Here is a 23,060-nt window from a genome sequence, read left to right on the forward strand (position 1 = left end):
GGTGTTCGACTCGTACGCCGAGGTCCCGCAGAACGTGGCCAAGGAGATCATCGCCAAGGCCACCGGCGAGTGACCCGGCGGGCGGGGGCCGCCCCCCCCCCCCCCCCCCCGGGGCCCTCCCGCCGCGCCGCCCGGCACCGCCCCCGTCCGGTGCCGGGCGGTCGCGCGTCCGGGCTAGCGTGCGTGGCATGGAGCACACCGGGGTGCGGACCACCCGCGCCGGCGACGTCGACCTGGCCTACGAGACCTTCGGCTCGGCCGGGGACCCACCGCTGCTGCTGGTCATGGGCCTGGCCACGCAGATGATCGGCTGGCCCGACGAGTTCTGCCGGATGCTGGCCGAGCGCGGCCTGTACGTCGTCCGGTTCGACAACCGGGACATCGGCCTGTCCACCCACCTCGACGACGCCGGGGCGCCGGACGTGCTCGCCGTCATGGGCGGTGACCACTCGAGGGTGCCCTACCGCCTCGCCGACATGGCCGACGACACCGCCGCCCTCCTCGACGCGCTGGGCATCGACAGCGCCCACGTCGTCGGCGCCTCGATGGGCGGGATGATCGCCCAGTCGCTGGCCGTCCGGCACCCGGACCGGGTGCGCAGCCTCACCTCGATCATGTCGACGACGGGCGACCCGGCCGTCGGCGCGCCAGCCGAGGCCGCCATCGGCGTCCTGCTCGCCCCGCCGGCCACCGACCGGGAGAGCGCCGTACAGCGTGCGGTCGACACCTACCGGGTCATCGGCTCCCCCGGCTTCGAGTTCGACGAGCACGGGCTGCGGGAGCGGGCCGGGCTGTCGTTCGACCGCGCGTACAACCCCGCCGGCGTCGCCCGCCAGCTCGCCGCGATCCTGGCCAGCCCCGACCGCACCGCCGACCTCGCGGGGGTCGCCGTCCCCACCCTCGTCGTCCACGGCGAGCACGACGCGTTGGTCAACGTGTCCGGCGGCCGGGCGACGGCGGCCGCGATCCCCGGCGCCGAGCTGCTCGTCGTCGACGGGATGGGCCACGACCTGCCGCGCGAGGTGTGGCCGCAACTGGTCGACCGGATCACCGAGCTCGCCGCGCGCGCGGACGGCCGCTGAGTGCGACCGGGGCCCCGCCGCGCGAGGCGGGGCCCCGGGACCCGGTCAGCTGGTGAGCATGCCGCCCTCCACCGGGATCGTCGTCCCGGTGACGTAGCCGCCGGCGTCGCTGACCAGGAAGACCAGGGCGGCCGCGAGCTCCATCGGGTCGCCGGCGCGGCCGGCGAGCACCCGGCCCATCTGCTGGTCGAGGTAGCCCTCGGGGTACTGGTCGGTCATCTCCGAGGCGAAGAAGCCCGGCGCCAGCGCGTTGACCCGGATGCCCTTGCGGCCGGTCCACTGCTGGGCGAGGTCGCGGGTCAGCCCGATCAGGCCGGCCTTGCTCGCCGCGTAGGCGGCCTGCGGCAGCCCGGCGGTGGTCAGGCCCAGGATGCTGGAGATGTTCACGATCGAGCTGCCCGGCTTCATCACCCGCCCGCAGGCCTGGGCCATCCAGTAGCAGCCGTTGAGGTTGACGTCGATGACCGCCCGGAACTCCTCCGGCTTCTCCCGGGTGGCCGGGACCGCCGTGCCGATGCCGGCGTTGTTCACCAGGACGTCGACCCGGCCGAACTCGGCCATCGCGGCGTCGACCAGCGCCTGGCAGTCCTCCACGTTGGCGACGTCGGTGCGCACGGTGATCGCCCGCCGGCCCTCCGCCTCGACCGCCTCCTTCGTGGCGGCCATCCGGTCCTCGCGGCGGGCGCCCAGCGCCACGTCCGCCCCGGCCTGCGCCAGCGCCCGGGCGAACACCACGCCCAGCCCGGACGACGCCCCTGTGACGATCGCCACCTTCCCGTCGAGCCGGAACATGTCCAGGATCGTCCTGTCCGCCACCGTGTCTCCTCTCCCCTGCCGATCTCGTCCCCGGACCGTAACGGCGCTGTGCGGTAGATCACCGGGCGGGCGGGTAGGAGGCCCGGCGGGTAGCCGGTCCCGCTGAGGAGGAACTCGATGTCGTCACCGACACCGCCGGGGCCCCCGCTGTGGCGGCAGGCGTACGACGCCGCCGAGAAGCGGGTGACCCCGCACGCGGAGAACCTGGTGCGCACGCCGTACTTCGCCGTCGGGGTGGGCCTGCTGCGCCGCGCGCAGACGCTGGCGAAGGACACCGCCCGCGGCGTCTCCGCGCGCGCCTGGCACCTGGTCAACCTGCCCGCCGGCACCGACCTCGCCCGGCTGCGCGCCCAGGTCGGCGCGCTCGACCGCGAGGTCCGGCGACTGACCGTGCAACTGGAGAACGAGCGCCGCCGTCCCCGGACGGCGGACGTCCCGCCCCCCTCGACCTCGGAGGAACCCGATGCCGACGGTGCCCAGTCCCCAGGCGGTCCTCGACCGCGTCCGCCGCGACGTGGAGCGCAACGCCCTCCGCGCGCGTAACGGCATCAAGCTCGTCGCCGGCGTCGACCGGCCAGGCGTCGGGCTCACCCCGAAGGACGTCGTCTGGGAGCGCGGCCGCACCCAGCTGTGGCACTACCGCAGCGACAAGGTCCGGTACTCGCCGCCGCTGCTGATCGTGTTCAGCCTGATCAGCCGCAGCTACATCCTCGACCTGACGCCGGGGAACTCCTTCGTCGAGCAGCTGCTCGACGCGGGGTTCGACGTCTACATGGTCGACTGGGGCGAGCCCGACGCGCGGGACGCGCAGAACCGGCTCGAGGACTACGTCGACGACTACATCCCCGCCGCCGTCGAGCGGGTGCGCGAGCTGTCCGGCGCCGACGAGGTCAACCTGTTCGGCTACTGCTTCGGCGGCAACCTGACGCTGCTCTACGCCGCCCACCACCCCGACGCCCCGGTCCGCAGCCTCACCGTGCTGGCCACCCCGGTCGACTTCACCGAGATGGGGCCGATGGCCGAGGTCTTCCGCGGCGGCCTCGACGTCGACGACGTGGTCGACGAGGACGGCAACGTGCCGCCGCGGGTCGTCGTGCAGGGGTTCCGCACCCTCACCCCCACCTCCGAGGTCACCCGGTACGTGACGCTGTGGGAGCGGCTCTGGAACGACGAGTACGTGCAGGCCTACCAGGCGATGACCGGCTGGTCCGACGACCACATCCCGTTCCCCGGCGCGGCCGCCCGCGAGACGGTGCAGATGCTGGTGCGCGACAACGGGATGGTCACCGACCGGCTGACCGTCGCCGGGGACCCGGTGCACCTGTCCGACATCCGGCTGCCGTTCCTCACCGTGCGCGCCGACCGCGACCACATCGTCCCGCCGGACGCGACCGCGCCGTTGATCGACCTGGTCGGCTCGGAGGACAAGCACGAGCTGCGGCTCAACGCGGGGCACATGGGCCTGGTCGTCGGCCGGACGGCGGCGAAGACGACGGTGCCGGAGATCATCAGCTTCCTCCGGAAGCGCAGCGACGAGATCGGGGAGGACTGACGGTGGAGGTCGTCGAGCTGGAGTCGGCGCACTGCGACGCGCTGCTGCGCTTCTTCGCGGGCCTGCCCGAGGGCGACCTGACCTTCATCGAGGAGGAGGTCACCGACCCCGACGTCGTCCGGTCCTGGGCGTCCGGGTCCGCGGGCGGACGGCGGTTCGTGGCGCTGGACGGGGGCGAGGTCGCCGGGTACGTCGCGGTGCGCCCGCTGCCCGGCTGGTCCTCGCACGTCGGGGAGGTCCGGCTGGTCGTCTCCCCCACCCGGCGCGGCGAGGGCCTGGGCCGCCAGCTCGCCCGGCAGGCGCTGGTGACGGCGGTCGGCGACGGGCTGGCGAAGCTGGTCGTAGAGGTGGTCGCCGAGCAGGGCGCGGCGCTGGCGCTGTTCACCGACCTCGGCTTCAGCGGCGAGGCGCTGCTGCGCGACCACATCCGGGACCGCGAGGGGCAGCTGCGCGACCTCATGGTGCTGGCCCACCACGTCGACGACACGTGGGCCGGCATGGCCACCGTCGGCCTGGACGAGGCGCTGGGCCAGGACCTGAGCTAGGTCCGGTCCGTCCCCCGGGTGAGCCGGATCCGGCTCAGACCTCGCTGACCCGGCCGCCGTCGACGGTGATCCGCCGCGTGGTGGCCACCGCCTCGAGCATCCGACGGTCGTGGGTGACCAGCAGCAGCGTGCCCGGGTAGGCGGCCAGCGCCGACTCCAGCTGCTCGATCGCCGGCAGGTCGAGGTGGTTGGTCGGCTCGTCGAGGACGAGCACGTTCACCCCGCGGGCCTGCAGCAGCGCCAGCGCCGCGCGGGTGCGCTCCCCCGGCGAGAGGGTGGCCGCGGTGCGCAGGACGTGCTCGGCGGTGAGGCCGAACTTGGCCAGCAGGGTGCGCACCTCGGCGGTCGGCCAGTCGGGCACCTCGGCGGCGAAGGCGTCGAGCAGCCGCCGGTCGCCGGTGAACAGCCCGCGGGCCTGGTCGACCTCGCCGAGCCGCACCGCGGGGCCGAGCGAGGCGGCGCCGGAGTCCAGCGGCACCCGGCCCAGCAGCGCGCCGAGCAGCGTCGTCTTGCCCGCGCCGTTGGGCCCGGTGATCGCCACCCGGTCGCCCCAGTCGACCTGCAGGCCCACCGGCCCGAGGGTGAAGTCCCCGCGGCGCACCACGGCGTCGCGCAGGGTGGCGACGACGGCCCCGGCGCGCGGTGCCGCGGCGATGGTCATCCGCAGCTCCCACTCCTTGCGCGGCTCCTCGACCACCTCCAGCCGCTCCAGCCGCCGCTCCGTCTGCTTGGCCTTGGCCCCCTGCTTCTCCGCCGTCGCCCGGTTGTGTGCCTTGATGAACTTGTCGGGGTCCTTCTGCTTCTTCACCGCGTCGCGGACGCCCTTGGCCAGCCAGTTGCGCTGCATGCGGGCCCGCGCCTCGAGCTCGGCCTTGGTCTCGGCGTACTCCTCGTACTCCTCGCGCGCGTGCCGGCGGGCCACCTCGCGCTCGCCGAGGTAGGCCTCGTAGCCGCCGTCGACGACGCGGACGAGTTGCTGGGCGAGGTCGAGCTCGACGACCCGGGTGACGGTGCGACTGAGGAACTCGCGGTCGTGGCTGACCACGACGATGCCGGACCGGTTGCCGGTGACGAAGCGCTCGAGCTGGTCGAGGCCGGCCAGGTCGAGGTCGTTGGTCGGCTCGTCGAGCAGCAGCACGTCGTAGCGGGACAGCAGCAGCGCGGCCAGCCCGACCCGCGCCGCCTGGCCGCCGGACAGCGCCGGCATCGCGGCACCCGGGTCGACGCCGGGCGCGACCTCGGCGAGGACCTGCTCGAGCCGCTCGTCGAGGTCGGCGCCGCCCAGGGCCAGCCAGCGCTCCAGCGCCTCGGCGTAGGCGTCGTCGGCGCCGGGGCGGCCCTCGGCGAGGTCGGCGGTGGCGGCGTCGAGGGCGGCCTGCGCGGCGGTGACGCCGGTGCGGCGGGCGAGCGCGGCGGCGACGGTCTCGCCCTCGCGGCGGTCGCGCTCCTGCGGGAGGTGCCCGACGGTCGCCGTCGGCGGGCTCAGCGTGACCGAGCCGGAGCCGGCCGGCAGCTCGCCGGCCAGCGTGCGCAGCAGCGTGGACTTGCCGGCGCCGTTGACGCCGACCAGGCCGACGACGTCACCGGGCGCGACGACGAGGTCGAGGCCGGAGAAGAGGACGCGCGCGCCGTGGCCGGCGGCCAGGCCGCGCGCGACGAGGGTGGCGCTCATGGAGGTGCTCCCGGGAGGACGGATCGGTCGGGTCGACGTCGTTCCGGGGGTCACAGCACGCGCCCACGGTAGCGCGCGGAACGGTCAGGCGTCGCGCGCGTTCCCGTCCCCCGCCCCGCCGTCGGTGTCCCCGTCGGGGTCCTCGGCGGCGTCCCCGTCGGGGTCCTCGTCCAGGTCCTCGTCCAGGTCCTCGTCCAGGTCCTCGTCCAGGTCCTCGTCGTGGTCCCGGGCGAGCACCTCGTCGGCCATCTCGTCGAGCATCGCCTCGAGCGCGTTGTCCTCCTCCCCCGCCGGCCGGCGGCGGACCAGCCACGGCCGGAGGTGGTCGTAGCCGCGCACCGACACCCGGCGCAGCGGCCGCACCCGGTACCGCGGGTGCCCGCGCAGCCGGCGGGCGAGCTCGCGGTCGACCAGCACCGTCCCGGGCCGGGCCACCGAGGTCAGCCGGCTGGCCAGGTTGACCACCGGCGAGTAGACGTCGCCGAGCCGGGTGAGCACCGTGCCGTAGGCGGCGCCGACCCGCAGCTGCGGCCGGTCGGGGGCGTCCCACGCCTCGGGCAGGGTCAGCCCGATCTCCACCGCGTCGACGGCGGAGGCGGCGGTGTACAGGACGCCGTCGCCGACGGTCTTGACCACCCGGCCGTGCGAGCGGGCGATGACCTCGGTCGCGGTCGCCTCAAACGCCTCGACCATCGCGCCGAGCTCGCGGGCCGCCATGCCGCGGGAGCGGGTGGTGTAGCCGACCAGGTCGGCGAACCCGACGGCGAGCTCGCGGCGGTCGCCGGGCTCGCCGGTCGCCAGCACCCGGTCGATGTTGGCCGCGAGGTGCCGCCGCCACACGTAGTCCTGGGTGCGGGCCAGCAGCGGCAGCAGCACGTCGGCCGCGGCGACCGGGTCGACGGCCTCCGGGCCGAGCTCGCGGGCCTGCCGGGTGAGGACGTCGGCGAGCAGGTCGGTCTGCCAGTCGGCCAGCCGCGACAGCGCCTGCCCGGTGGCCCGGGCGATCGAGGCCTCGGTGTCGGGGTCGACGAAGCCGGAGTCGATGAGCGCCGACAGGGTCCCCAGCGCCCCGACGTCGGCGAGGGTGAAGGCGGGGTCGTCGTCGGCGACGTCGGGGAAGCCCAGCGCCCGCCACAGCCGCTGCGTCCGCTCGGGCGGCATGCCCGCGGCCGCGGCCACCTCCAGCCGGGTCAGCCGGCGCGGGCCGCCGAGCAGCAACCGCTCCAGCGCCGCCCGGACGGCGTCGCGGTCCGGGCCGGATCCGGGGTCCACGTCCGCCCCCCGGGTCAGCCCGTCGTGTGGACGACGAGCACGTCGCAGGCCGCGCGGCGCGTGGCGTCGGCCGGCACCGAGCCCAGCAGCCGGCCCCGGATGCCGTTGAGCCCGCGGTTGCCGACCACCAGCAGGTCGGCGTCCTCGCGCCGGACGACGTCGAGCAGCGCCTCCACCGGCGACCCGAGGACGGCGACGGTGCGCACGTCGCCGGCGCCCGCCTTCAGGGCCACCTCGCCGGCCTGCCGCACCGTCTCCTCGGCGGGGTTGGCGCCCACCACCTGGTAGGCCTCGTCCCCCAGCACGTCCCGGGCCCGGGACAGCTCCCGGTCGTCCTCCTCGGTGGGCAGGTGGGCGCAGGCCACGACGAGGGTCGCCCCGCAGGCGCCGGCGAGGGCACCGGCCCGCGCCACCGCGCGCAGCGAGGACTCCGAGCCGTCCGTCCCGACCACGACCGTCCGATACGCGCTCACGGCGCGCACTGTAGTGATCGCGCCGCGCCGCTGTGCCGCCGGTCACGGGCCGGGCACCCGATCGGGCTGCCGGGAAACGGCTGGTGGACGGCGGGTTGCCGGGGCGCGACCGGCGGCGCGCCGTCCCCCGGGGCCTCGGCAGCGTCCCCGGCGTGGGCGAGGATGGCGGGCGCACGGGGACCCGACGGCGAGGAGGACCATGACCAGCGCGACCCCCGGACGCCCGGGACCGGTGCGGGTCGACGTGTCCGGCCTGAGCAAGACCTTCGGCTCGGTGCGGGCCGTCTCCGACCTCGGCTTCACCGTGGAGCCTGGCTCGGTGACCGGCTTCCTCGGCCCCAACGGCGCGGGGAAGACGACGACGCTGCGGATGGTGCTCGGGCTCGTCACGCCCGACGCCGGCACCGCGACCTTCGACGGCGTCCCCTACGCGGCCCTGCGCGAGCCGGTGCGCACCGTCGGCGCCGTCCTCGAGACCGCGTTCCACCCCGCCCGCTCCGGCCGCGACCACCTGCGCGTGTACTGCCGCGCCGCCGGGCTGCCGGTCTCCCGCGCCGACGAGGTGCTCGAGCGGGTCGGGCTGACCGCCGCCGGGCGCCGCCGCGCCGGCGGCTACTCCCTCGGCATGCGGCAGCGGCTCGCGCTGGCGACGGCGCTGCTCGGCGACCCGTCGGTGCTCGTGCTCGACGAGCCGGCCAACGGCCTGGACCCCGAGGGCATCCTCTGGCTGCGCGGGTTCCTGCGGCACCTGGCGCACGACGAGGGCCGCACGATCCTCGTGTCCAGCCACCTGCTCGCCGAGGTGGAGCAGACCGCCGACCGGGTGGTCATCGTCGGCGCCGGCCGGCTGGTGCGGCAGGGCTCGATCGCCGAGCTGCGCGCCGGGGCGTCCGGCGGCAGCGTGCTCGCCCGCAGCCCCGAGGCCGACCGGCTGGCCGCCGTCCTCACCGGGGCGGGCATCGCCGCCACCCGCTCCGACGACGGCCTGGTCACCGTGACCGGGACGACGACCGCCGACGTCGGCGCCCGCGCCTTCGCCGCCGGGGTGGAGCTGCACGAGCTGCGCGCCGAGACCACCGGCCTCGAGGACCTCTACTTCCGGCTCACCGCCGGCCAGGAGCAGTACGCCGCCGACCCGACCGCCGTGACCGCCGAGGGAGCCGCCCGATGACCGCGCTGGTGCGCGCCGAGTGGACCAAGCTGTTCACCACGCGCGTGTGGATCGGCCTGCTGCTGGGGTCGTGCGTGATGGTCGCCGGCTTCGCCGTCCTGTTCACCGCGTTCGCCGGCGACGCCGAGGCCGGGCTGCCCCCGGTCGGCTCGGAGCAGTACGAGCAGCTCGCGCTGGCCACGGCGGCGAACGTGACCGTGCTCTTCCTGATCCTCGGGATCATCGGGATGACCCAGGAGTACCGGCACCGGACCGCGACGCCGACGTTCCTGACCACCCCGGCCCGGGGACGCGTCGTCGTCGCCAAGCTGGTCTCGTACGCGCTGGCGGCGGTCCCCTTCGCGCTGCTGGTCCTGGCGGTGAACTACGTCGTCGTCGCCCTCTACGCCGGCGCCCGCGGGACCGCGCCGTCCCTGTCGGGCGAGAACCTGCAGGTCCTGGCCTCCAGCGGGCTGGCGCTGGTCGTCTACGCCGTCATCGGCGTGGGCGTCGGCGCGCTGCTGCGCAACCAGGTGGGCGCGATCGTCGGGGCGCTGGTGTACCTGTTCGTCGTCGAGCCGATCATCCGGTCGGTCCCGGCGACGGCCACCGCGTACAAGTGGCTGCCCGGGGGTGCGCTGGAGGCGCTGACGGCGACCTTCCAGGCCCCCGAGCTGCTGGAGCGGTGGCAGGGCGGCCTGCTGCTGCTCGGCTACGGTCTGCTGGCGGCCCTGCTCGGCACCTTCCTCGCCGTCCGCCGCGACGTCGGCTAGCCGGCGCCGGCCTCCCCGACCCCGCACCGAGAGGTCCTCCCGCATGACCACCCGCACGACCACCCGCACGACCACCCGCATGACCGTGCAGCGCCTGGGCCGGCTGGTGGCCGACGGCGACGCCGAGGCCGTCCGCAGCGCCCTCACCGAGGCGCCGCGGCTGCTGACCGGCGCGGTCGAGCACGACGGCGACGCCGGCTGGACGCCGCTGCACCTGGCCGTCGCGCAGGGCCGCACGGACGTGGTCGAGGTGCTGGTCGGGGCCGGCGCCGACCTCGCCGCGCGCACCGAGTCCGGCCGCACGCCGCTGCACGTCGCCGTCGAGCACGCCCCGCGGCTGGTGCCGGTCCTCACCGGGCTCGGCGCGGCCGTCGACGCCGCGGCCGCCGCCTACCTCGACGACCCCGGCCGGCTCGCCGCCGAGCTCGACGCCGGGGCGCCGCTGACCGATCCCGCCGGCGGCTGGGACCTGCTGACCCTCGCCGCCGCCGGCGGGGCGGCGGGCACGCTGCGCCTGCTGCTCGACCGCGGCGCCGACCCCGACGGCGGCGCGCTGGCCGCGGCGGCCGCCGCGGGCCGCCCGGACCTGGTCCGCGTCCTGCTCGACGCCGGCGCCACCGTCGCCCGACGGGACCCCGACACCGGCCGGACGGCGCTGCACGAGGCGGTCGCGGCCGGCCCGGGCGGCGACGCGCCCGAGGTCGTGCGGCTGCTGCTGGCCGCCGGGGCCGACGTCAACGCCACCACCAGCGACGGCGCCAGCGCCCTCGACATCGGCCGGGTCGCGGCGGCCCGGCACCGGCGCGACGCTGGTCAGGCGGGCGCCCGCGACGCGCTCGTCGACCTGCTCGTCGCCTCCGGCGCCACCGACTGACCGGCCCCCGACCAGCGGCGTCCGGGACGCAGACGGCCTGCTCCGCGCGGTTCCGGAGAACCGGACGGGCGTAGACTCCAACCCCGGTCCAGCGACGTCCACCGACGACGAAGAAGGCACTCGCCCCGTGTCACGCGACAACTCATCCCGGCCGTCCACCACCTCGTCCTCCTCCGCGGTGGCGGGCTTCGGCACCAACGAGTGGCTGGTCGAGGAGATGTACCAGCAGTACCTCGCCGACCCGTCCAGCGTGGACCAGGCCTGGCACGAGTTCTTCGCCGACTACCGGCCGGGCAGCCCGGTCGCCGCGAGCGACGACCGTGAGCAGGCGCCGGCCGCCGGCAACGGCGCCGCCGCGCAGCCCGAGCCCGCCGCCGAGGCGACCTCCCCCGCGCGCCCGGCCGCCGCCGACGCCGCCGCCTCGGCTCCCGCGGCCGCCGCCCCCGCGGCGCCGTCCCCGGCGCCGGCGCGCTCCACCCCGGTCCCCGAGCGCACGGAGGCCACCGTGGTCGACCAGGCCGCCGACCGAGCCGACCAGACGGCCACGGCCGCGCCCGCCCCGGCGAAGCCGGCCCCGGCCGCCGCGAAGCCCGCCGCGGCCCCCGCCGACGGCCCGAAGCGCACGCCGCTGCGCGGCGCGGCCGCCAGCGTCGTCAAGAACATGAACGCCTCGCTCACCGTGCCGACGGCGACGAGCGTGCGCGCGGTGCCGGCCAAGCTGCTGGCCGACAACCGCATCGTCATCAACAACCACCTGAAGCGCTCGCGCGGCGGGAAGGTCTCGTTCACCCACCTGATCGGCTACGCGCTGGTCCGGGCGCTGGACGACTTCCCGAACATGAACGCGGCCTTCGCCGAGGTCGACGGCAAGCCGACCCTGGTGCAGCCCGAGCACGTCAACTTCGGCCTGGCCATCGACCTGCCCAAGGCCGACGGCTCCCGCTCGCTCGTCGTCGCCTCGATCAAGGCCGCCGAGGAGATGGACTTCGCCCAGTTCTGGGGCGCCTACGAGGACGTCATCCGCCGCGCCCGCGCCGGCAAGCTGACCCTCGAGGACTTCTCCGGCACCACGATCAGCCTGACCAACCCGGGCACCATCGGCACGGTCCACTCGGTGCCGCGGCTGACCGCCGGCCAGGGCGCGATCATCGGCGTCGGTGCGATGGAGTACCCGGCCGAGTTCCAGGGGATGAGCCCCGAGGCCCTGACCGAGCTCGGCGTCTCGAAGATCATCACGCTGACCTCGACCTACGACCACCGGATCATCCAGGGCGCCGAGTCCGGCGACTTCCTGCGCCGGCTGCACCAGCTGCTGCTCGGCGAGGACGGCTTCTACGACGAGGTCTTCCGGTCCCTGCGCCTCCCCTACGAGCCGGTGCGCTGGATGCCGGACGTGCGGGTGAGCCGCGAGGGGCAGATCGACAAGGAAGCCCGGGTCATCGAGGTCATCGAGTCCTACCGGCGCAACGGCCACCTCATGGCCGACACCGACCCGCTCGAGTTCAAGGTCCGCAGCCACCCCGACCTGGACATCCTCCAGCACGGCCTCACGCTGTGGGACCTCGACCGGCCCTTCCCCGTCGGCGGGTTCGTCGGTGAGAAGGTCATGCCGCTGCGCGACATCCTCGGCGTGCTGCGCAACTCCTACTGCCGCACCGTCGGCGTGGAGTACATGCACATCACCGACCCCGAGGAGCGCGAGTGGCTGCAGAAGCGCATCGAGCTCAAGGCCGAGCAGCCCGACCGCGAGAAGCAGAAGCACATCCTCGGCCGGCTCAACGCCGCTGAGGCGTTCGAGACCTTCCTGCAGACCAAGTACGTCGGCCAGAAGCGGTTCAGCCTCGAGGGCGGCGAGTCGGTCATCCCGATCCTCGACGAGGTCCTCATCGCCGGCACCGACCACGGCCTCGACGAGGTCGCGATCGGCATGGCCCACCGCGGCCGGCTCAACGTCCTGGCCAACGTCCTGGGCAAGAGCTACTCGAAGATCTTCGGCGAGTTCGAGGGCAACATCGACCCCGGCACGGTCCAGGGCTCGGGCGACGTCAAGTACCACCTCGGCGCCGAGGGCACCTTCGAGAACCCGTTCAAGCCGGGTGCCGAGATCGCCGTCTCGCTGGCCAGCAACCCCTCGCACCTGGAGACGGTCAACCCGGTCCTCGAGGGCATCACCCGCGCCAAGCAGGACATGATCGACAAGGGCGAGCAGGGCTTCACCGTCCTGCCGGTCCTGCTGCACGGCGACTCCGCGTTCGCCGGCCAGGGCGTCGTCCAGGAGACGCTGAACCTGTCCCAGCTGCGCGGCTACCGCACCGGCGGCACCGTGCACGTGGTCATCAACAACCAGGTCGGCTTCACCACCAGCCCGGCCGCGGCCCGCTCGAGCCTCTACTCGACCGACGTCGCGCGGATGGTCAACGCGCCGGTCTTCCACGTCAACGGCGACGACCCCGAGGCGTGCGTGCGCGTGGCCCGGCTGGCCGTCGAGTACCGGCAGGCGTTCAAGAAGGACGTCGTCATCGACCTGGTCTGCTACCGCCGCCGCGGGCACAACGAGGGCGACGACCCGTCGATGACCCAGCCGCTGATGTACGACATCATCGACCGCAAGCGCTCGGTCCGGAAGCTGTACACCGAGGCGCTGGTCGGCCGCGGCGACATCACGCTGGCCGAGGCCGAGGAGGCCCTGAAGGACTACCGCGACCAGCTGGAGCGGGCCTTCGCCGAGACCCACGACGCCACCGAGACCCCGAAGCCGCAGCCGGTCATGGACCAGCCGGCCCAGCAGGTCTCGGCCGTCGCCACCGCCATCACCCCCGAGGTGATGAAGGCGATCGGCGACGCGCACGTCTCGCTGCCCCCGAACTTCACCCCGCACCCGAAGCTCAAGCGGCTGCTCGAGCGGCGCGCGGCGATGGTCAGCGAGGGCGGCATCGACTGGGCGATGGGCGAGCTGCTGGCCTTCGGGTCGCTGCTCATGCAGGGCGTGCCGGTGCGGCTGGCCGGTCAGGACTCCCGCCGCGGCACGTTCGTGCAGCGCCACTCGGTGCTCATCGACCGGGAGACCGCCGCCGAGTACACGCCGCTGGCGCACCTGGCCGAGGACCAGGCGAAGTTCTTCGTCTACGACTCGCTGCTGTCCGAGTACGCGGCGCTGGGCTTCGAGTACGGCTACTCGGTGGCCAACCCCAGGGCGCTGGTCCTCTGGGAGGCGCAGTTCGGCGACTTTGTCGACGGCGCGCAGATGGTCATCGACGAGTTCATCTCCTCCGGCGAGGCCAAGTGGGGGCAGCGCTCCGGCGTGACCATGCTGCTGCCGCACGGCCTCGAGGGTCAGGGCCCGGACCACTCCAGCGGCCGCATCGAGCGGTTCCTGCAGCTGTGCGCCGAGAACAACATGACCGTCGCCAACTGCTCGACCCCGGGCAACTACTTCCACCTGCTGCGCCGGCAGGCGCTCTCCGACGTGCACCGGCCGCTGGTCGTGTTCACGCCGAAGTCGCTGCTGCGGGCCAAGGCAGCGGTCAGCCCGGTCGCGGACTTCACCGACGAGGGCTTCCGCCCGGTGCTCGGCGACCCGGGCGTCGGCGGCGAGCCGCTCGACGACGCCGCGGTGCGCCGGGTGCTGCTGTGCAGCGGCAAGGTCGCCTACGACCTGCTCGCCCAGCGGGAGAACGAGGGCCGCGCGGACACCGCGATCCTGCGGGTCGAGCAGCTCTACCCGCTGCCGGCCGAGCAGATCGCCGAGGCGGTCGGCCGCTACCCGAACGCGCAGGACCTGGTCTGGGTGCAGGAGGAGCCGGCGAACATGGGCGCCTGGTCGTTCATGGCGCTCAACCTGCCCGAGCACCTCGGCGGTCGGACGCTGCGCCGGGTCAGCCGGAAGGCCTCGGCCAGCCCGGCGGTCGGCTCGGCCAAGGTCCACGAGGTGGAGCAGAAGGAGCTCATCGCGCAGGCGTTCGCCGGCTGACCGTGTACTTCACCGATCGCGGCCTGGAGGAGCTGGCCGACCGGCGGGGCGAGGAGCAGGTGACCCTCGCCTGGCTGGCCGACCAGCTGCAGGCCTTCGTCGACCAGCACCCCGACTTCGAGGTGCCGATCGAGCGGCTGGCCACGTGGCTGGCGCGCGGCGGCACCGACGACGTCGAGGACCTCGACTGACTGACCTCGACTGACTGACTGACCGACGAGATCGGCGATCTCGCCCGTTCCGGCCACCTGGAACGCGCGAGATCGCCGATCTCGTCGTCTCTGGAGCGCGCCTGCACCGGGCTGGCCGCGGACGACGGCACGCTGTGTCCGTGCTCGGTCACTCGCACGCCCTGTCCGGACTCGCGGCCGGCGCGGCGACCCTGCCCTGGGCGCCCGTCGAGGGCACCGTCGCCCAGGTCGCATGGGTCGCCGCCGCCGGCGGCTTCGCCATGCTGCCCGACCTCGACCACACCGGCTCCACGGTCTCGGACATGTGGGGGCCGGTGACCGACGTGCCCTCCGGCGCGATCGGCCGGCTGGCCGGCGGGCACCGCTGGGGCACCCACGACGCCGTGCTCGCGCCGCTGGCCTTCGGCGCGCTGGCGCTGGCCGCGGCCGGCCTGTTCTGGTCCAGCCTCCTGGTCATGGCACTGGGGATCGGGCTGGCGCTGCGGGCGCTGCACTTCGTCATCCCCGGCCGGGCGGAGAACACCGTCGTCGGCAACCTGGTGCTCTCCTTCGGCGGCGCCTGGCTGCTGCTGGCCCACACCCCGCAGCCCACGTGGCTGCCGTACGCGGTCGGGCTCGGCGTCCTCACGCACATCGCGGGCGACCTGATCACCAGGCAGGGCGTGCCCCTGCCGGTGCTGTGGCTGGCCAAGCGGAGGCGGCTCGCGCTCACCCCGATGCGCACCGGGACGACGCTGGAGAAGGCGGTGCTGGCGCCGCTGTTCCTCGGCGTCGCGGTGTGGTTCGTCTACGCCAACACCGGCGCCCGCGAGGCCCTGGACCCCTACCTGGCCGACCTGGTCACCCTCGGCGGCTGAGACCGCGCCGAGACCCGCGCCCGCCATGCTCGGCGCGTGACCCGCGTCGGCGCGCTGCTCGTGGCCCTGGCGTGCGCCGGGTGCACGCCGCCCGCCGGAACCCCGCAGGCCGGAACCCCCCAGGCCGGGACCCCGCAGGCGTTCGCCGGCCGTGACGTGCTGCCGGCCTGCCCGGTGCAGGACCTCGGCCAGGGCGAGCGGGTCGCCGCGGACGCCCTGGCGTGCCTGGCCGCCGGCGGCACCGCCGGCGGGGCGGAGCTGGAGGTCACCCGCCCCACCACCGAGGGCGACCCGGTGACCGGTTGGTACCGCGCCCGGCCCGGCGTCCCCGGCCTGGAGGTGTTCGTCGACGGCAGCCGCGACCGGTTCGGCACCGGCGACTGGCTGCGGCTGGACTGCCCCGCGGCGACCTCCCCGGAGGACCTCGGGGACTGCGCGGAGACCGTGCTGGGGTGAGGTCAGCCGGCCCGCGTCATCGTGGACCCGTAGCCGCCGCCGGGCCACCGCCACGCGCCCTCGTTGACCGTGCCGTCGGGGCTGAACCGCCCCTCGTAGCGGGCCGGGGAGTCGGTGCCGCCGAACCAGATCCGGAGGACGTCGTCCTCGACCCGGTAGGTGTACTCGAGCAGCTCCCCGCCGGCGCCGAAGAAGTGCGACCGCAGCTCGCCGGCGCCCTCGTCCCAGCCGATGTACTCCACCCCGCGGGTGGGGTCGTCGCCGCGCAGGTCCACGTGCTGGACCAGCCAGTTGCCGCCGTCCATCCACTCGTAGCGGACCTCGCCGCGCGGGCCGCCGGGGCCCGAGACGGTCCAGGTGCCGACCAGCCGGTCGAGGGTGCGCAGCGCCGCCGCGCGGGCCTCGGGAGCGGGAGGGGTGCTCGGGTCGGGGTCCATGGTCGCCTCCTGAGGGGCGGGGCCCGGCGCCGTCGCGGGGCCACACGGGGAGGACCGCGCGGCGGCTCCTCCCTCATCGGTGGACACCCCTCATAGGTGGACAGCGCGGAGGGTTCCGAGACCGCGCTGCGCCGACGGCGGCTACGGTGCCCCGCTGTGACCGCCGTCGCACCGCGCCTGTCCCGGGGGACCCACCTCGGGTACGCCCTCGGCTCGATCGGGACGGCGGCCTTCGGCACGGTGCCCGGCCTGCTGCTGCTCCACTACCTGACCGACGAGCTCGGCGTCGCCGCCGGGCTGGCCGGGCTGGTGGTGTTCGCGCCCAAGGCCTGGGACGTGCTGCTCAACCCGTGGATCGGCAGCCGTTCGGACCGGACGACGGGCCGCTGGGGGCCGCGCCGGCCGTGGATGCTGGCCGGCGGGCTCGCCCTGCCGCCGCTGTTCGTCCTCGTGTTCGCCGGCCCCGGTGCCCCGCCGGCGGCGGCCGCGGCGTGGGTGGCGGTGACCTTCCTGCTCGCGGCGACCGCCTACGGCTGCTTCCAGGTGCCCTACGTGGCCCAGCCGGCCGAGATCACCGACGACCCCGGCGAGCGGTCGACGCTCATGTCCTGGCGGGTGGCCGCGCTGGCGCTGGGCATCCTGCTCGCCGGCGCGGGCGCGCCCGCGGTGGTCGACCTGGCCGGCGGCGGGCGCGCCGGGCACCTCGCGATGGCGGTGTTCGTCGCGGTGCTGCTGGCCGCCGGGATGCTCGGCGCGGTCGCCGGCACGCGGCGGGCGCCCACCCTCACCCGCGTCGAGAGCGAGGGGCGCCTGGGCGCCACGCTCGTCGTCGCCTGGCGGTCCCGGCCGTTCCGGGTGCTGCTCACCGGCTTCGTCGTCCAGGCGCTGGGGATCGGCGTGATGCTCGCCGGCGTCCCCTACTACTCCGAGCACGTGCTCGGCGACGCCGCGGCCGGCTCGCTGCTGTTCGCCGCGCTGGTCGGTCCGGCGATCCTCGTCATGCCGCTGTGGCTGCGGGTCAGCCGGCGGCTGGGCAAGCGGACCGGGCTGCTGGCGTCCTCGGCCCTGTTCGCGGCCGGGGCCGGGGCGCTCGCGCTGGTCGGCCCGGGTGGCACCGGGGTCGCGGTCGCGCTCGTGGTGCTGGTCGGCGTCGGCTACGCCGGCATGCAGATGTTCCCGCTGGCGATGCTGCCCGACGTCGTCGCCGCCGACGAGGCCGCGTCCGGGCGGCGGCGGGCCGGCGTGTTCACCGGCGTGTGGACGGCGGCCGAGACGCTCGGCCTCGCCGTCGGGCCGGGCCTGCTCGGGCTGCTGCTCGCGACGGCCGGCTACGTCTCCTCCACCGGTGGCGACGCCGTCCAGTCCGGCGGCGCGGTGCTCGCCGTCCGGCTGGGCTTCACCGTCGTCCCGGCGCTGCTCGTGCTCGCCGGCCTGCCGGTGCTGGCCCGCTACCGGCTCGACCCCGTCCCCGCCCGGCCCCAGGAGGTCCCCGCGTGACGCCGCAGGAGGTGCTGGCCGAGCTCACCGCGCTGCAGGCCGGCGACGTGCCCACCCACGGGGGCTCGACGATGGCCTACGTCTACGACTCCGGGCTGGCCGGCGTGGAGGACCTCGCCGCCGCCGCGCAGGCCGCGTTCCAGTGGACCAACGCGCTGGACCCGACCGCCTTCCCCAGCGTCGCCCGCATCGAGGACGACCTGGTGGGCGCGGCGGCCGACCTGCTCGGCGGCGGGCCGGCGACGGTCGGCACGGTCACCAGCGGCGGCACCGAGTCCTGCCTGCTCGCGGTGCTCGCCGCCCGTGAGCGGTGGCGGGGCAGGGGCGGCTCCGGGCGGCCGCGGCTGGTGCTGCCGGTCACCGCGCACGCGGCGTTCCGCAAGGCCGCGCACCTGTTCGACCTCGAGGTCGTCGACGTCCCCGTCGACCCGGTCACCTGCCGCGCGCTGCCGTCCGCGGCGGCCGCGGCGCTGGACGCCCGGGCGGCACTGGTCGTCGTCAGTGCGCCGTCCTACCCGCACGGGGTCCTCGACCCGGTAGGCGAGGTGGCCGCCCTGGCCGCGGCGGCCGGGGTGCCCTGCCACGTCGACGCCTGCATCGGCGGGTGGGTGCTGCCCTTCCTCGACGACGTCCCCGGGCCCTTCGACCTGTCGGTGCCCGGCGTGACCTCGCTGTCGGTGGACCTGCACAAGTACGGCTACGCGCCCAAGGGCGTCTCCGTGCTGCTCACCACCGAGCCCGAGCTGCGGCAGGGGCACTGGTTCAGCACCGCCGGCTGGCCCGGCTACCCGGTGGTCAACCCGACGCTGGCCGGCACCCGCCCCGCCGGGCCGATGGCCGCCGCCTGGGCGGTGCACCGGTGGCTGGGCCGGGACGGGTACACCGAGCTGGCGCGGGCCACGCGGGCGGCCACGGTCGCGCTCGCCGAGGGCGCGGCGGCGATCCCCGGCCTGCGGGTGGTCGGGACGCCGGTGGCCACGCTGGTCGCGCTGGCGCAGGACGGCCCGGACGGCGTGGACGTGCTCAACCTCGCCGACGAGGCCACCACCCGTGGCTGGCTGCTCCAGCCCCAGCCGCCGTTCGCCCAGCCCGGCGGCGCGGACCTGCCGGCCACGCTGCACCTCACCGTCACCGGCGCGACGGCCGGCCGGGTGGACGCCCTGCTCGCCGACCTCGCCGACGCCGCCCGCGCGGCCGCGGCGCTGCCCCCGCCGGTGGCTGACCCGGACCTGGTCGCGGCCGCCGCGACGATCGACCCGGCCGCGCTCACCGTGGCCGAGGTCGACGCGCTGCTGGAGGTCGCCGGCGTCGGCGGTGGGCGGCTGCCCGAGCGGATGGCGCCGGTGCACGCCCTGGTGGCCGCGCTCCCCCGCCCGGTGGCCGAGCGGCTGCTCGCCGGCGTCCTCGACCTGGTCTACCGGCCGCGCCGGGCGGCGCTCAGCGGGTGACGCCCTGCTCGCGGGCGCAGGCGGACACGGCCTCGGCGACCGCGGTGGCCACCCGCCGGTCCAGCGGGCTCGGGACGACGTACCCCGGTGCCAGGTCCTCGCCGACGACGCCGGCGATCGCCTCGGCGGCGGCGAGCTTCATCTGCTCGGTGATCGCCGTGGCGCCGGCGTCGATGGCGCCGCGGAACACGCCGGGGAACGCCAGCACGTTGTTGATCTGGTTGGGCAGGTCGCTGCGCCCGGTGGCGACGACGGCGGCGTACCGCGCGGCCATGTCCGGGTCGACCTCGGGCGTCGGGTTGGCCAGCGAGAACACGATGCAGTCCGCCGCCATCGACGCGATCGCCGCCTCGGGCACCGAGCCGCCGGACAGGCCGAGGTAGACGTCGGCGCCCTCGAGCGCGCCGGTCATCGTGCCCGCGTACCCGGCCCGGTTGGTGTTCTCGGCGACCCACCGCTTGACCGGCGTGAGGTCCTCGCGCCCGGCGTGCAGCACCCCGCGCGAGTCGGCGACGGCGATGTCCCCGACGCCGGCCTCGAGCAGGATCCTCGTGCACGCGATGCCCGCCGCCCCGGCGCCGGCCACGACCACCCGCAGGTCGCCCAGCGTGCGGCCGGTGACCCGCGCCGCGTTGCGCAGCGCGGCGAGGACGACGATCGCCGTCCCGTGCTGGTCGTCGTGCATGACCGGGACGTCGAGCCGCTCGCGCAGCCGGTCCTCGACCTCGAAGCAACGCGGGGCGCTGATGTCCTCGAGGTTGATCCCGCCGAACGACGGCGCGATCGCGACGACGGCCTCGACGATCTCGTCGACGTCGGTGGTCGACAGCACGATCGGCACCGCCGACAGCCCGGCGAACTCGCTGAACAGGCAGGCCTTGCCCTCCATCACCGGCAGCGCCGCGGCCGGGCCGATGTCCCCCAGGCCGAGGACGGCGGTGCCGTCGGAGACGACCGCGACCACCCGCGGGGCCCAGGTGAACCGGCGGGCCAGGGCCGGCTCCGCGGCGATCGCGCTGGAGACGCGGGCCACACCCGGGGTGTAGGTGAGCGCGAGGTCCTCGCGGGTCTCGATCGGCCGGGTGGGCCGTACCGCGAGCTTGCCGCCCTCGTGGACGGCGAACGCCGCGTCCCCGCTGAAGCGGTCGGCACTGTCCCCGGCGGAGCCCGTCGCTGCGCTCATGGCCTCGACAGGGTAGTGGTGTGACCCCCGTCGCCGGGCCGCCGACCCCGCACGCGGCACCCGGCTCGCTACCGTGCGGCCGTGGAGATCCGAGAACTCGCCGTCCCGGACAGCTACGTCCTCGATCTGGTGCCGCACGGGGACGACCGGGGGCGGTTCACCGAGTGGTACCGCGCCGACGTGCTCGCCGGGGCCACCGGGTGGGCGCTGCCCCTGGCCCAGGCCAACCACAGCGTCTCGGCGCGCGGCGTGCTGCGCGGCGTGCACTTCGCGCTGGTGCCGCCGGGGCAGGCCAAGTACGTGTACTGCCCGGCCGGGCGGGTGCTCGACGTCGTCGTCGACATCCGGGTCGGCTCGCCCACCTTCGGCGTCTCCGACGCGGTCCTGCTGGAGGCGGACAGGCCGCGCGCGGTCTTCCTCGCCGAGGGCCTCGGCCACGCCTTCCTCTCCCTCGAGGACGGCTCGTCGGTCACCTACCTGGTCTCCTCGGGCTACTCCCCCGGCCGCGAGTTCGGCGTCTCGCCGATGGACCCCGAGCTCGGCCTGCCGTGGCCGGACGACGTCGAGGTCCGGCTCTCGGACAAGGACCGGGCCGCGCCCACCCTGGCGCAGGCCCGCGAGCAGGGCATCCTGCCGACGATGGAGGAGTGCCGCGCCTGGTACGCCCACCAGCGCGCCGGTGCCTAGACGACGGGCCTAGAGCGCGGGGGCCGCGGCCAGCCGGCCGGGGCGCGGGTGCACCCGGAGGACGACCCGGCCGACGGCGACCGCGGGCCCGTAGGCCCGGCTGTCGTCGGTCACCAGCGGGTTGTCCCCGCGGACGTCGACGGCGCCGCCGTCGAGCAGCCGGTGCACCCGCTTGACCACCAGCAGGTCCGGGCGGGCCGGGAAGCGGGCCAGGACGACGTCGCCCACCCGGGCCCGGCCGCGGCGCAGCCGGCGCACCAGCAGCCGGTCACCGTGCCGGACGGTCGGCGTCATCGAGGGGCCGGTGACCCGCGCGAGCACCCACACCGCGGGCAGCGGTGGGAACGGCCGCTCGGCGGGACGGGGGCTGATCACCGCGAGTAGGGTCGCAGACGACCCGATCGATCGACACACGAAGGAGCAAGCATGCTGTTCAGCCGCGTGTTCTCCGCCGTCGAGGCCACCGCGCACTGCGACCTCCCGTGCGGCGTGTACGACCCGGCCCAGGCCCGCATCGAGGCCGAGTCGGTCAAGGCCATCCAGGAGAAGTACCAGGCGAGCGACGACGAGGTCTTCAAGCAGCGCTGCGTGCTCATCAAGGAGCAGCGCTCGGACCTGGTGAAGCACCACCTGTGGGTGCTGTGGACCGACTACTTCAAGCCGCCGCACTTCGAGAAGTACCCGCAGCTGCACGAGCTGTTCAACAAGGCGACCAAGCAGGCCGGCGCCGCCGGCGGCAAGGGCAGCATGGACCCGGCCGAGGGCCAGAAGCTGCTCGACTACATCGCCGAGATCGACAAGATCTTCTGGGAGACCAAGGCCGCGGCCTGATCTCGCAGCACGACGTCCCGACGGCCGGTGGGCACCTCGCCCACCGGCCGTCGGCGTCCCCGGGACCGATGAGTCCCGCCCCACCCGCCGGTCTGCACCCCGCCACCCCCAGACCCGAGGAGACCCGATGGCCGTCCGGCTCAACCCCTACCTGCACTTCTCCGGCGACGCCCGCGAGGCGATGGAGCTCTACCGGTCCGTCTTCGGCGGGCACCTCGACGTCATGACCTTCGGCGACGTCGGCGGGGGTGGCGACCGGTTCCCCGCCGACGGCGTCATGCACGCCTTCCTGCGCACCGAGCACGGCCTGGAGCTCATGGCCTCCGACGGCCACGACCCGGACGCCGGCGGGCCGGACAAGGTGTCGGTCTCGCTGTCCGGGGACGACGCGGAGACGCTGACCCGCTGGTTCGAGCAGCTCGCCGACGGCGGCCGGGTCGACGTCCCGCTCGAGAAGCAGATGTGGGGCGACACCTTCGGCCAGGTCACCGACCGGTTCGGGATCCGCTGGCTGGTCAACGTGGCGGCCCCCGCGAGCTGACGCCGCGACCCGCCCACCGGCCTCCCCGGCGGGTGGGCGGGCCGCGCGACGGCCCCCGGTACCGTCGGACCTCGATGCGCATCGACCGGGCCGGGTGGCCCTTCATCACCGGACCCCTGGCCCCGGCCGCGCTGCTGGCCGCTGCCGGCGCGGCCCGCGGGCGCCGCTGGGCGCGGCTCGCCGCGTGGCCGTTCCTCGCCCTGTCGGCCTACATGGTGCTGTTCTTCCGGGACCCCGAGCGCGCCTGCGACCGCGAGGAGCCGCCGGCCGACGTCGTCCTCTCCCCCGCCGACGGCATGGTGATGGTGGCCGGCGAGCCGCAGGAGGGCGTGGCGCCCGAGCCCGCGCCCGAGGGCGGCTGGCAGCAGGTCAGCGTGTTCCTCTCGGTGGTCGACGTGCACGTCAACCGCTCGCCCTACCGCGGCGAGGTGGTGGAGAGCTCCTACCGCAAGGGCAGCTTCCTGGCCGCCTACCGCGCCGAGTCGGCGCACCGCAACGAGCGCAGCGAGCTGTGGCTGCGTGACGGCGAGCGCACCGTCGTCTTCCGGCAGCTGGTCGGCGTGCTGGCCCGCCGCATCGTCACGCGCACCGGCGTCGGCCAGCGGCTGGCCACCGGCGAGCGGTTCGGCCTGATGAAGTTCGGCTCGCGGATGGACGTCTTCGTCCCGGCCGGGTGCACGCTCACCGTGCAGAAGGGGCAGCGGGTGCGCGGCGGGGAGACCGTCATCGCCCGCTGGCCCGCCGCGGGCTGAG

At 75.4% G+C, this 23,060-nt stretch carries 24 protein-coding genes; 17 read left to right on the forward strand and 7 right to left on the reverse strand.

Annotated elements, in window-relative coordinates; all coding sequences use genetic code 11:
* The first annotated feature begins 188 nt into the window (after positions 1–188).
* Positions 189–1,082 (forward strand): alpha/beta fold hydrolase, encoded by an 894-nt coding sequence (locus ACI8AR_RS21790; RefSeq protein WP_457052859.1) that lies wholly within the window; start codon positions 189–191, stop codon positions 1,080–1,082.
* Between the two features lie 45 nt (positions 1,083–1,127).
* On the opposite strand, the gene ACI8AR_RS21795 is transcribed toward ACI8AR_RS21790, so the two are convergent.
* On the reverse strand, positions 1,128–1,898 hold the full coding sequence (locus tag ACI8AR_RS21795) for an SDR family NAD(P)-dependent oxidoreductase (RefSeq protein WP_457052860.1): 771 nt from the start codon (positions 1,896–1,898) through the stop codon (positions 1,128–1,130).
* A 117-nt stretch (positions 1,899–2,015) separates the two neighbouring features.
* On the opposite strand from ACI8AR_RS21795, the gene ACI8AR_RS21800 reads away from it, so the two are divergent.
* Genes ACI8AR_RS21800 through ACI8AR_RS21810 form a run of 3 tightly spaced genes read left to right on the forward strand, consistent with a single transcriptional unit; the run spans position 2,016 to position 3,995 of the window.
* Positions 2,016–2,441, forward strand: coding sequence for a hypothetical protein (locus tag ACI8AR_RS21800; RefSeq protein WP_456929315.1), 426 nt, complete (start codon positions 2,016–2,018; stop codon positions 2,439–2,441).
* Complete coding sequence (locus ACI8AR_RS21805; protein ID WP_457052861.1) at positions 2,362–3,450, forward strand: alpha/beta fold hydrolase; 1,089 nt, start codon at positions 2,362–2,364, stop codon at positions 3,448–3,450. The genes ACI8AR_RS21800 and ACI8AR_RS21805 overlap by 80 nt, the downstream gene beginning before the upstream one ends.
* A gap of 2 nt (positions 3,451–3,452) precedes the next feature.
* Positions 3,453–3,995, forward strand: a complete 543-nt coding sequence (locus ACI8AR_RS21810; RefSeq protein ID WP_457052862.1) for an N-acetyltransferase family protein — start codon at positions 3,453–3,455, stop codon at positions 3,993–3,995.
* A 34-nt stretch (positions 3,996–4,029) separates the two neighbouring features.
* Here ACI8AR_RS21810 and ACI8AR_RS21815 read toward each other — a convergent pair whose 3' ends face one another.
* The 3 genes from ACI8AR_RS21815 to ACI8AR_RS21825 all read right to left on the reverse strand — a co-directional run bounded on the left by ACI8AR_RS21815 (position 4,030) and on the right by ACI8AR_RS21825 (position 7,412).
* Complete coding sequence (locus ACI8AR_RS21815) at positions 4,030–5,667, reverse strand: ABC-F family ATP-binding cassette domain-containing protein (RefSeq protein ID WP_457052863.1); 1,638 nt, start codon at positions 5,665–5,667, stop codon at positions 4,030–4,032.
* A gap of 84 nt (positions 5,668–5,751) precedes the next feature.
* Positions 5,752–6,939: an adenylate/guanylate cyclase domain-containing protein gene (locus ACI8AR_RS21820; protein WP_457052864.1), complete on the reverse strand. Its 1,188-nt coding sequence runs from the start codon at positions 6,937–6,939 to the stop codon at positions 5,752–5,754.
* 14 nt (positions 6,940–6,953) lie between these two features.
* On the reverse strand, positions 6,954–7,412 hold the full coding sequence (locus tag ACI8AR_RS21825) for a universal stress protein (RefSeq protein WP_456937672.1): 459 nt from the start codon (positions 7,410–7,412) through the stop codon (positions 6,954–6,956).
* Positions 7,413–7,611: 199 nt separating this feature from the next.
* On the opposite strand from ACI8AR_RS21825, the gene ACI8AR_RS21830 reads away from it, so the two are divergent.
* From ACI8AR_RS21830 to ACI8AR_RS21860, 7 genes are all read left to right on the forward strand, one after another.
* Positions 7,612–8,583 carry an ABC transporter ATP-binding protein gene (locus ACI8AR_RS21830; RefSeq protein ID WP_457052865.1) on the forward strand — a complete coding sequence of 324 codons (972 nt, stop codon included), beginning with the start codon at positions 7,612–7,614 and terminating at the stop codon, positions 8,581–8,583.
* A complete protein-coding gene (locus tag ACI8AR_RS21835; protein ID WP_457052866.1) occupies positions 8,580–9,335 on the forward strand; it encodes an ABC transporter permease in 756 nt (251 codons plus the stop codon). Before ACI8AR_RS21830 ends, ACI8AR_RS21835 begins: the two co-directional genes overlap by 4 nt.
* A 43-nt stretch (positions 9,336–9,378) precedes the next feature.
* Positions 9,379–10,209 carry an ankyrin repeat domain-containing protein gene (locus tag ACI8AR_RS21840; RefSeq protein WP_457052867.1) on the forward strand — a complete coding sequence of 277 codons (831 nt, stop codon included), beginning with the start codon at positions 9,379–9,381 and terminating at the stop codon, positions 10,207–10,209.
* 127 nt (positions 10,210–10,336) lie between these two features.
* A complete protein-coding gene (locus ACI8AR_RS21845; protein ID WP_457052868.1) occupies positions 10,337–14,179 on the forward strand; it encodes a multifunctional oxoglutarate decarboxylase/oxoglutarate dehydrogenase thiamine pyrophosphate-binding subunit/dihydrolipoyllysine-residue succinyltransferase subunit in 3,843 nt (1,280 codons plus the stop codon).
* A gap of 2 nt (positions 14,180–14,181) precedes the next feature.
* Positions 14,182–14,370 (forward strand): DUF6104 family protein, encoded by a 189-nt coding sequence (locus tag ACI8AR_RS21850; RefSeq protein WP_456937677.1) that lies wholly within the window; start codon positions 14,182–14,184, stop codon positions 14,368–14,370.
* 140 nt (positions 14,371–14,510) lie between these two features.
* Positions 14,511–15,227 carry a metal-dependent hydrolase gene (locus tag ACI8AR_RS21855; protein WP_457052869.1) on the forward strand — a complete coding sequence of 239 codons (717 nt, stop codon included), beginning with the start codon at positions 14,511–14,513 and terminating at the stop codon, positions 15,225–15,227.
* A 36-nt stretch (positions 15,228–15,263) separates the two neighbouring features.
* Positions 15,264–15,683: a hypothetical protein gene (locus tag ACI8AR_RS21860; protein WP_457052870.1), complete on the forward strand. Its 420-nt coding sequence runs from the start codon at positions 15,264–15,266 to the stop codon at positions 15,681–15,683.
* A gap of 2 nt (positions 15,684–15,685) precedes the next feature.
* On the opposite strand, the gene ACI8AR_RS21865 is transcribed toward ACI8AR_RS21860, so the two are convergent.
* Complete coding sequence (locus ACI8AR_RS21865; RefSeq protein ID WP_457052871.1) at positions 15,686–16,120, reverse strand: hypothetical protein; 435 nt, start codon at positions 16,118–16,120, stop codon at positions 15,686–15,688.
* A gap of 156 nt (positions 16,121–16,276) precedes the next feature.
* Between ACI8AR_RS21865 and ACI8AR_RS21870 the strand changes: the two genes are divergently transcribed.
* Together ACI8AR_RS21870 and ACI8AR_RS21875 are read left to right on the forward strand one after the other, a co-directional pair.
* Positions 16,277–17,617: an MFS transporter gene (locus ACI8AR_RS21870; protein WP_457052872.1), complete on the forward strand. Its 1,341-nt coding sequence runs from the start codon at positions 16,277–16,279 to the stop codon at positions 17,615–17,617.
* On the forward strand, positions 17,614–19,065 hold the full coding sequence (locus ACI8AR_RS21875; RefSeq protein WP_457052873.1) for a pyridoxal phosphate-dependent decarboxylase family protein: 1,452 nt from the start codon (positions 17,614–17,616) through the stop codon (positions 19,063–19,065). Before ACI8AR_RS21870 ends, ACI8AR_RS21875 begins: the two co-directional genes overlap by 4 nt.
* Here ACI8AR_RS21875 and ACI8AR_RS21880 read toward each other — a convergent pair.
* Positions 19,055–20,248 carry an NAD(P)-dependent malic enzyme gene (locus ACI8AR_RS21880; protein ID WP_457052874.1) on the reverse strand — a complete coding sequence of 398 codons (1,194 nt, stop codon included), beginning with the start codon at positions 20,246–20,248 and terminating at the stop codon, positions 19,055–19,057. The genes ACI8AR_RS21875 and ACI8AR_RS21880 overlap by 11 nt on opposite strands.
* An 81-nt stretch (positions 20,249–20,329) precedes the next feature.
* Here ACI8AR_RS21880 and ACI8AR_RS21885 point away from each other — a divergent pair, with 81 nt between their 5' ends.
* A complete protein-coding gene (locus ACI8AR_RS21885) occupies positions 20,330–20,935 on the forward strand; it encodes a dTDP-4-dehydrorhamnose 3,5-epimerase family protein (protein ID WP_457052875.1) in 606 nt (201 codons plus the stop codon).
* A gap of 9 nt (positions 20,936–20,944) precedes the next feature.
* Here the strand turns inward: ACI8AR_RS21885 and ACI8AR_RS21890 are convergent, their stop codons facing one another.
* Positions 20,945–21,310, reverse strand: coding sequence for a S24 family peptidase (locus ACI8AR_RS21890; protein ID WP_457052876.1), 366 nt, complete (start codon positions 21,308–21,310; stop codon positions 20,945–20,947).
* 51 nt (positions 21,311–21,361) lie between these two features.
* On the opposite strand from ACI8AR_RS21890, the gene sodN reads away from it, so the two are divergent.
* From sodN to ACI8AR_RS21905, 3 genes are all read left to right on the forward strand, one after another.
* Complete coding sequence (gene sodN, locus ACI8AR_RS21895) at positions 21,362–21,766, forward strand: superoxide dismutase, Ni (RefSeq protein WP_456929294.1); 405 nt, start codon at positions 21,362–21,364, stop codon at positions 21,764–21,766.
* A 127-nt stretch (positions 21,767–21,893) separates the two neighbouring features.
* Positions 21,894–22,307, forward strand: coding sequence for a VOC family protein (locus tag ACI8AR_RS21900; RefSeq protein ID WP_457052877.1), 414 nt, complete (start codon positions 21,894–21,896; stop codon positions 22,305–22,307).
* Between the two features lie 74 nt (positions 22,308–22,381).
* Positions 22,382–23,059: a phosphatidylserine decarboxylase gene (locus tag ACI8AR_RS21905; RefSeq protein ID WP_457052878.1), complete on the forward strand. Its 678-nt coding sequence runs from the start codon at positions 22,382–22,384 to the stop codon at positions 23,057–23,059.
* The last annotated feature ends 1 nt before the right edge of the window (position 23,060 follow it).

This window comes from Geodermatophilus sp. SYSU D01036, assembly GCF_054050435.1.

Excerpts from the sequence above, each read along its gene's own strand:
- ACI8AR_RS21790 (WP_457052859.1), top strand. The coding sequence starts at position 189 with ATGGAGCACACCGGGGTGCGGACCACCCGCGCCGGCGACGTCGACCTG.
- ACI8AR_RS21800 (WP_456929315.1), top strand. The coding sequence starts at position 2,016 with ATGTCGTCACCGACACCGCCGGGGCCCCCGCTGTGGCGGCAGGCGTAC.
- ACI8AR_RS21805 (WP_457052861.1), top strand. The coding sequence starts at position 2,362 with ATGCCGACGGTGCCCAGTCCCCAGGCGGTCCTCGACCGCGTCCGCCGC.
- ACI8AR_RS21815 (WP_457052863.1), bottom strand. The coding sequence starts at position 5,667 with ATGAGCGCCACCCTCGTCGCGCGCGGCCTGGCCGCCGGCCACGGCGCG.
- ACI8AR_RS21830 (WP_457052865.1), top strand. The coding sequence starts at position 7,612 with ATGACCAGCGCGACCCCCGGACGCCCGGGACCGGTGCGGGTCGACGTG.
- ACI8AR_RS21835 (WP_457052866.1), top strand. The coding sequence starts at position 8,580 with ATGACCGCGCTGGTGCGCGCCGAGTGGACCAAGCTGTTCACCACGCGC.
- ACI8AR_RS21840 (WP_457052867.1), top strand. The coding sequence starts at position 9,379 with ATGACCACCCGCACGACCACCCGCACGACCACCCGCATGACCGTGCAG.
- ACI8AR_RS21865 (WP_457052871.1), bottom strand. The coding sequence starts at position 16,120 with ATGGACCCCGACCCGAGCACCCCTCCCGCTCCCGAGGCCCGCGCGGCG.
- ACI8AR_RS21880 (WP_457052874.1), bottom strand. The coding sequence starts at position 20,248 with ATGAGCGCAGCGACGGGCTCCGCCGGGGACAGTGCCGACCGCTTCAGC.
- sodN (WP_456929294.1), top strand. The coding sequence starts at position 21,362 with ATGCTGTTCAGCCGCGTGTTCTCCGCCGTCGAGGCCACCGCGCACTGC.
- ACI8AR_RS21900 (WP_457052877.1), top strand. The coding sequence starts at position 21,894 with ATGGCCGTCCGGCTCAACCCCTACCTGCACTTCTCCGGCGACGCCCGC.
- ACI8AR_RS21905 (WP_457052878.1), top strand. The coding sequence starts at position 22,382 with ATGCGCATCGACCGGGCCGGGTGGCCCTTCATCACCGGACCCCTGGCC.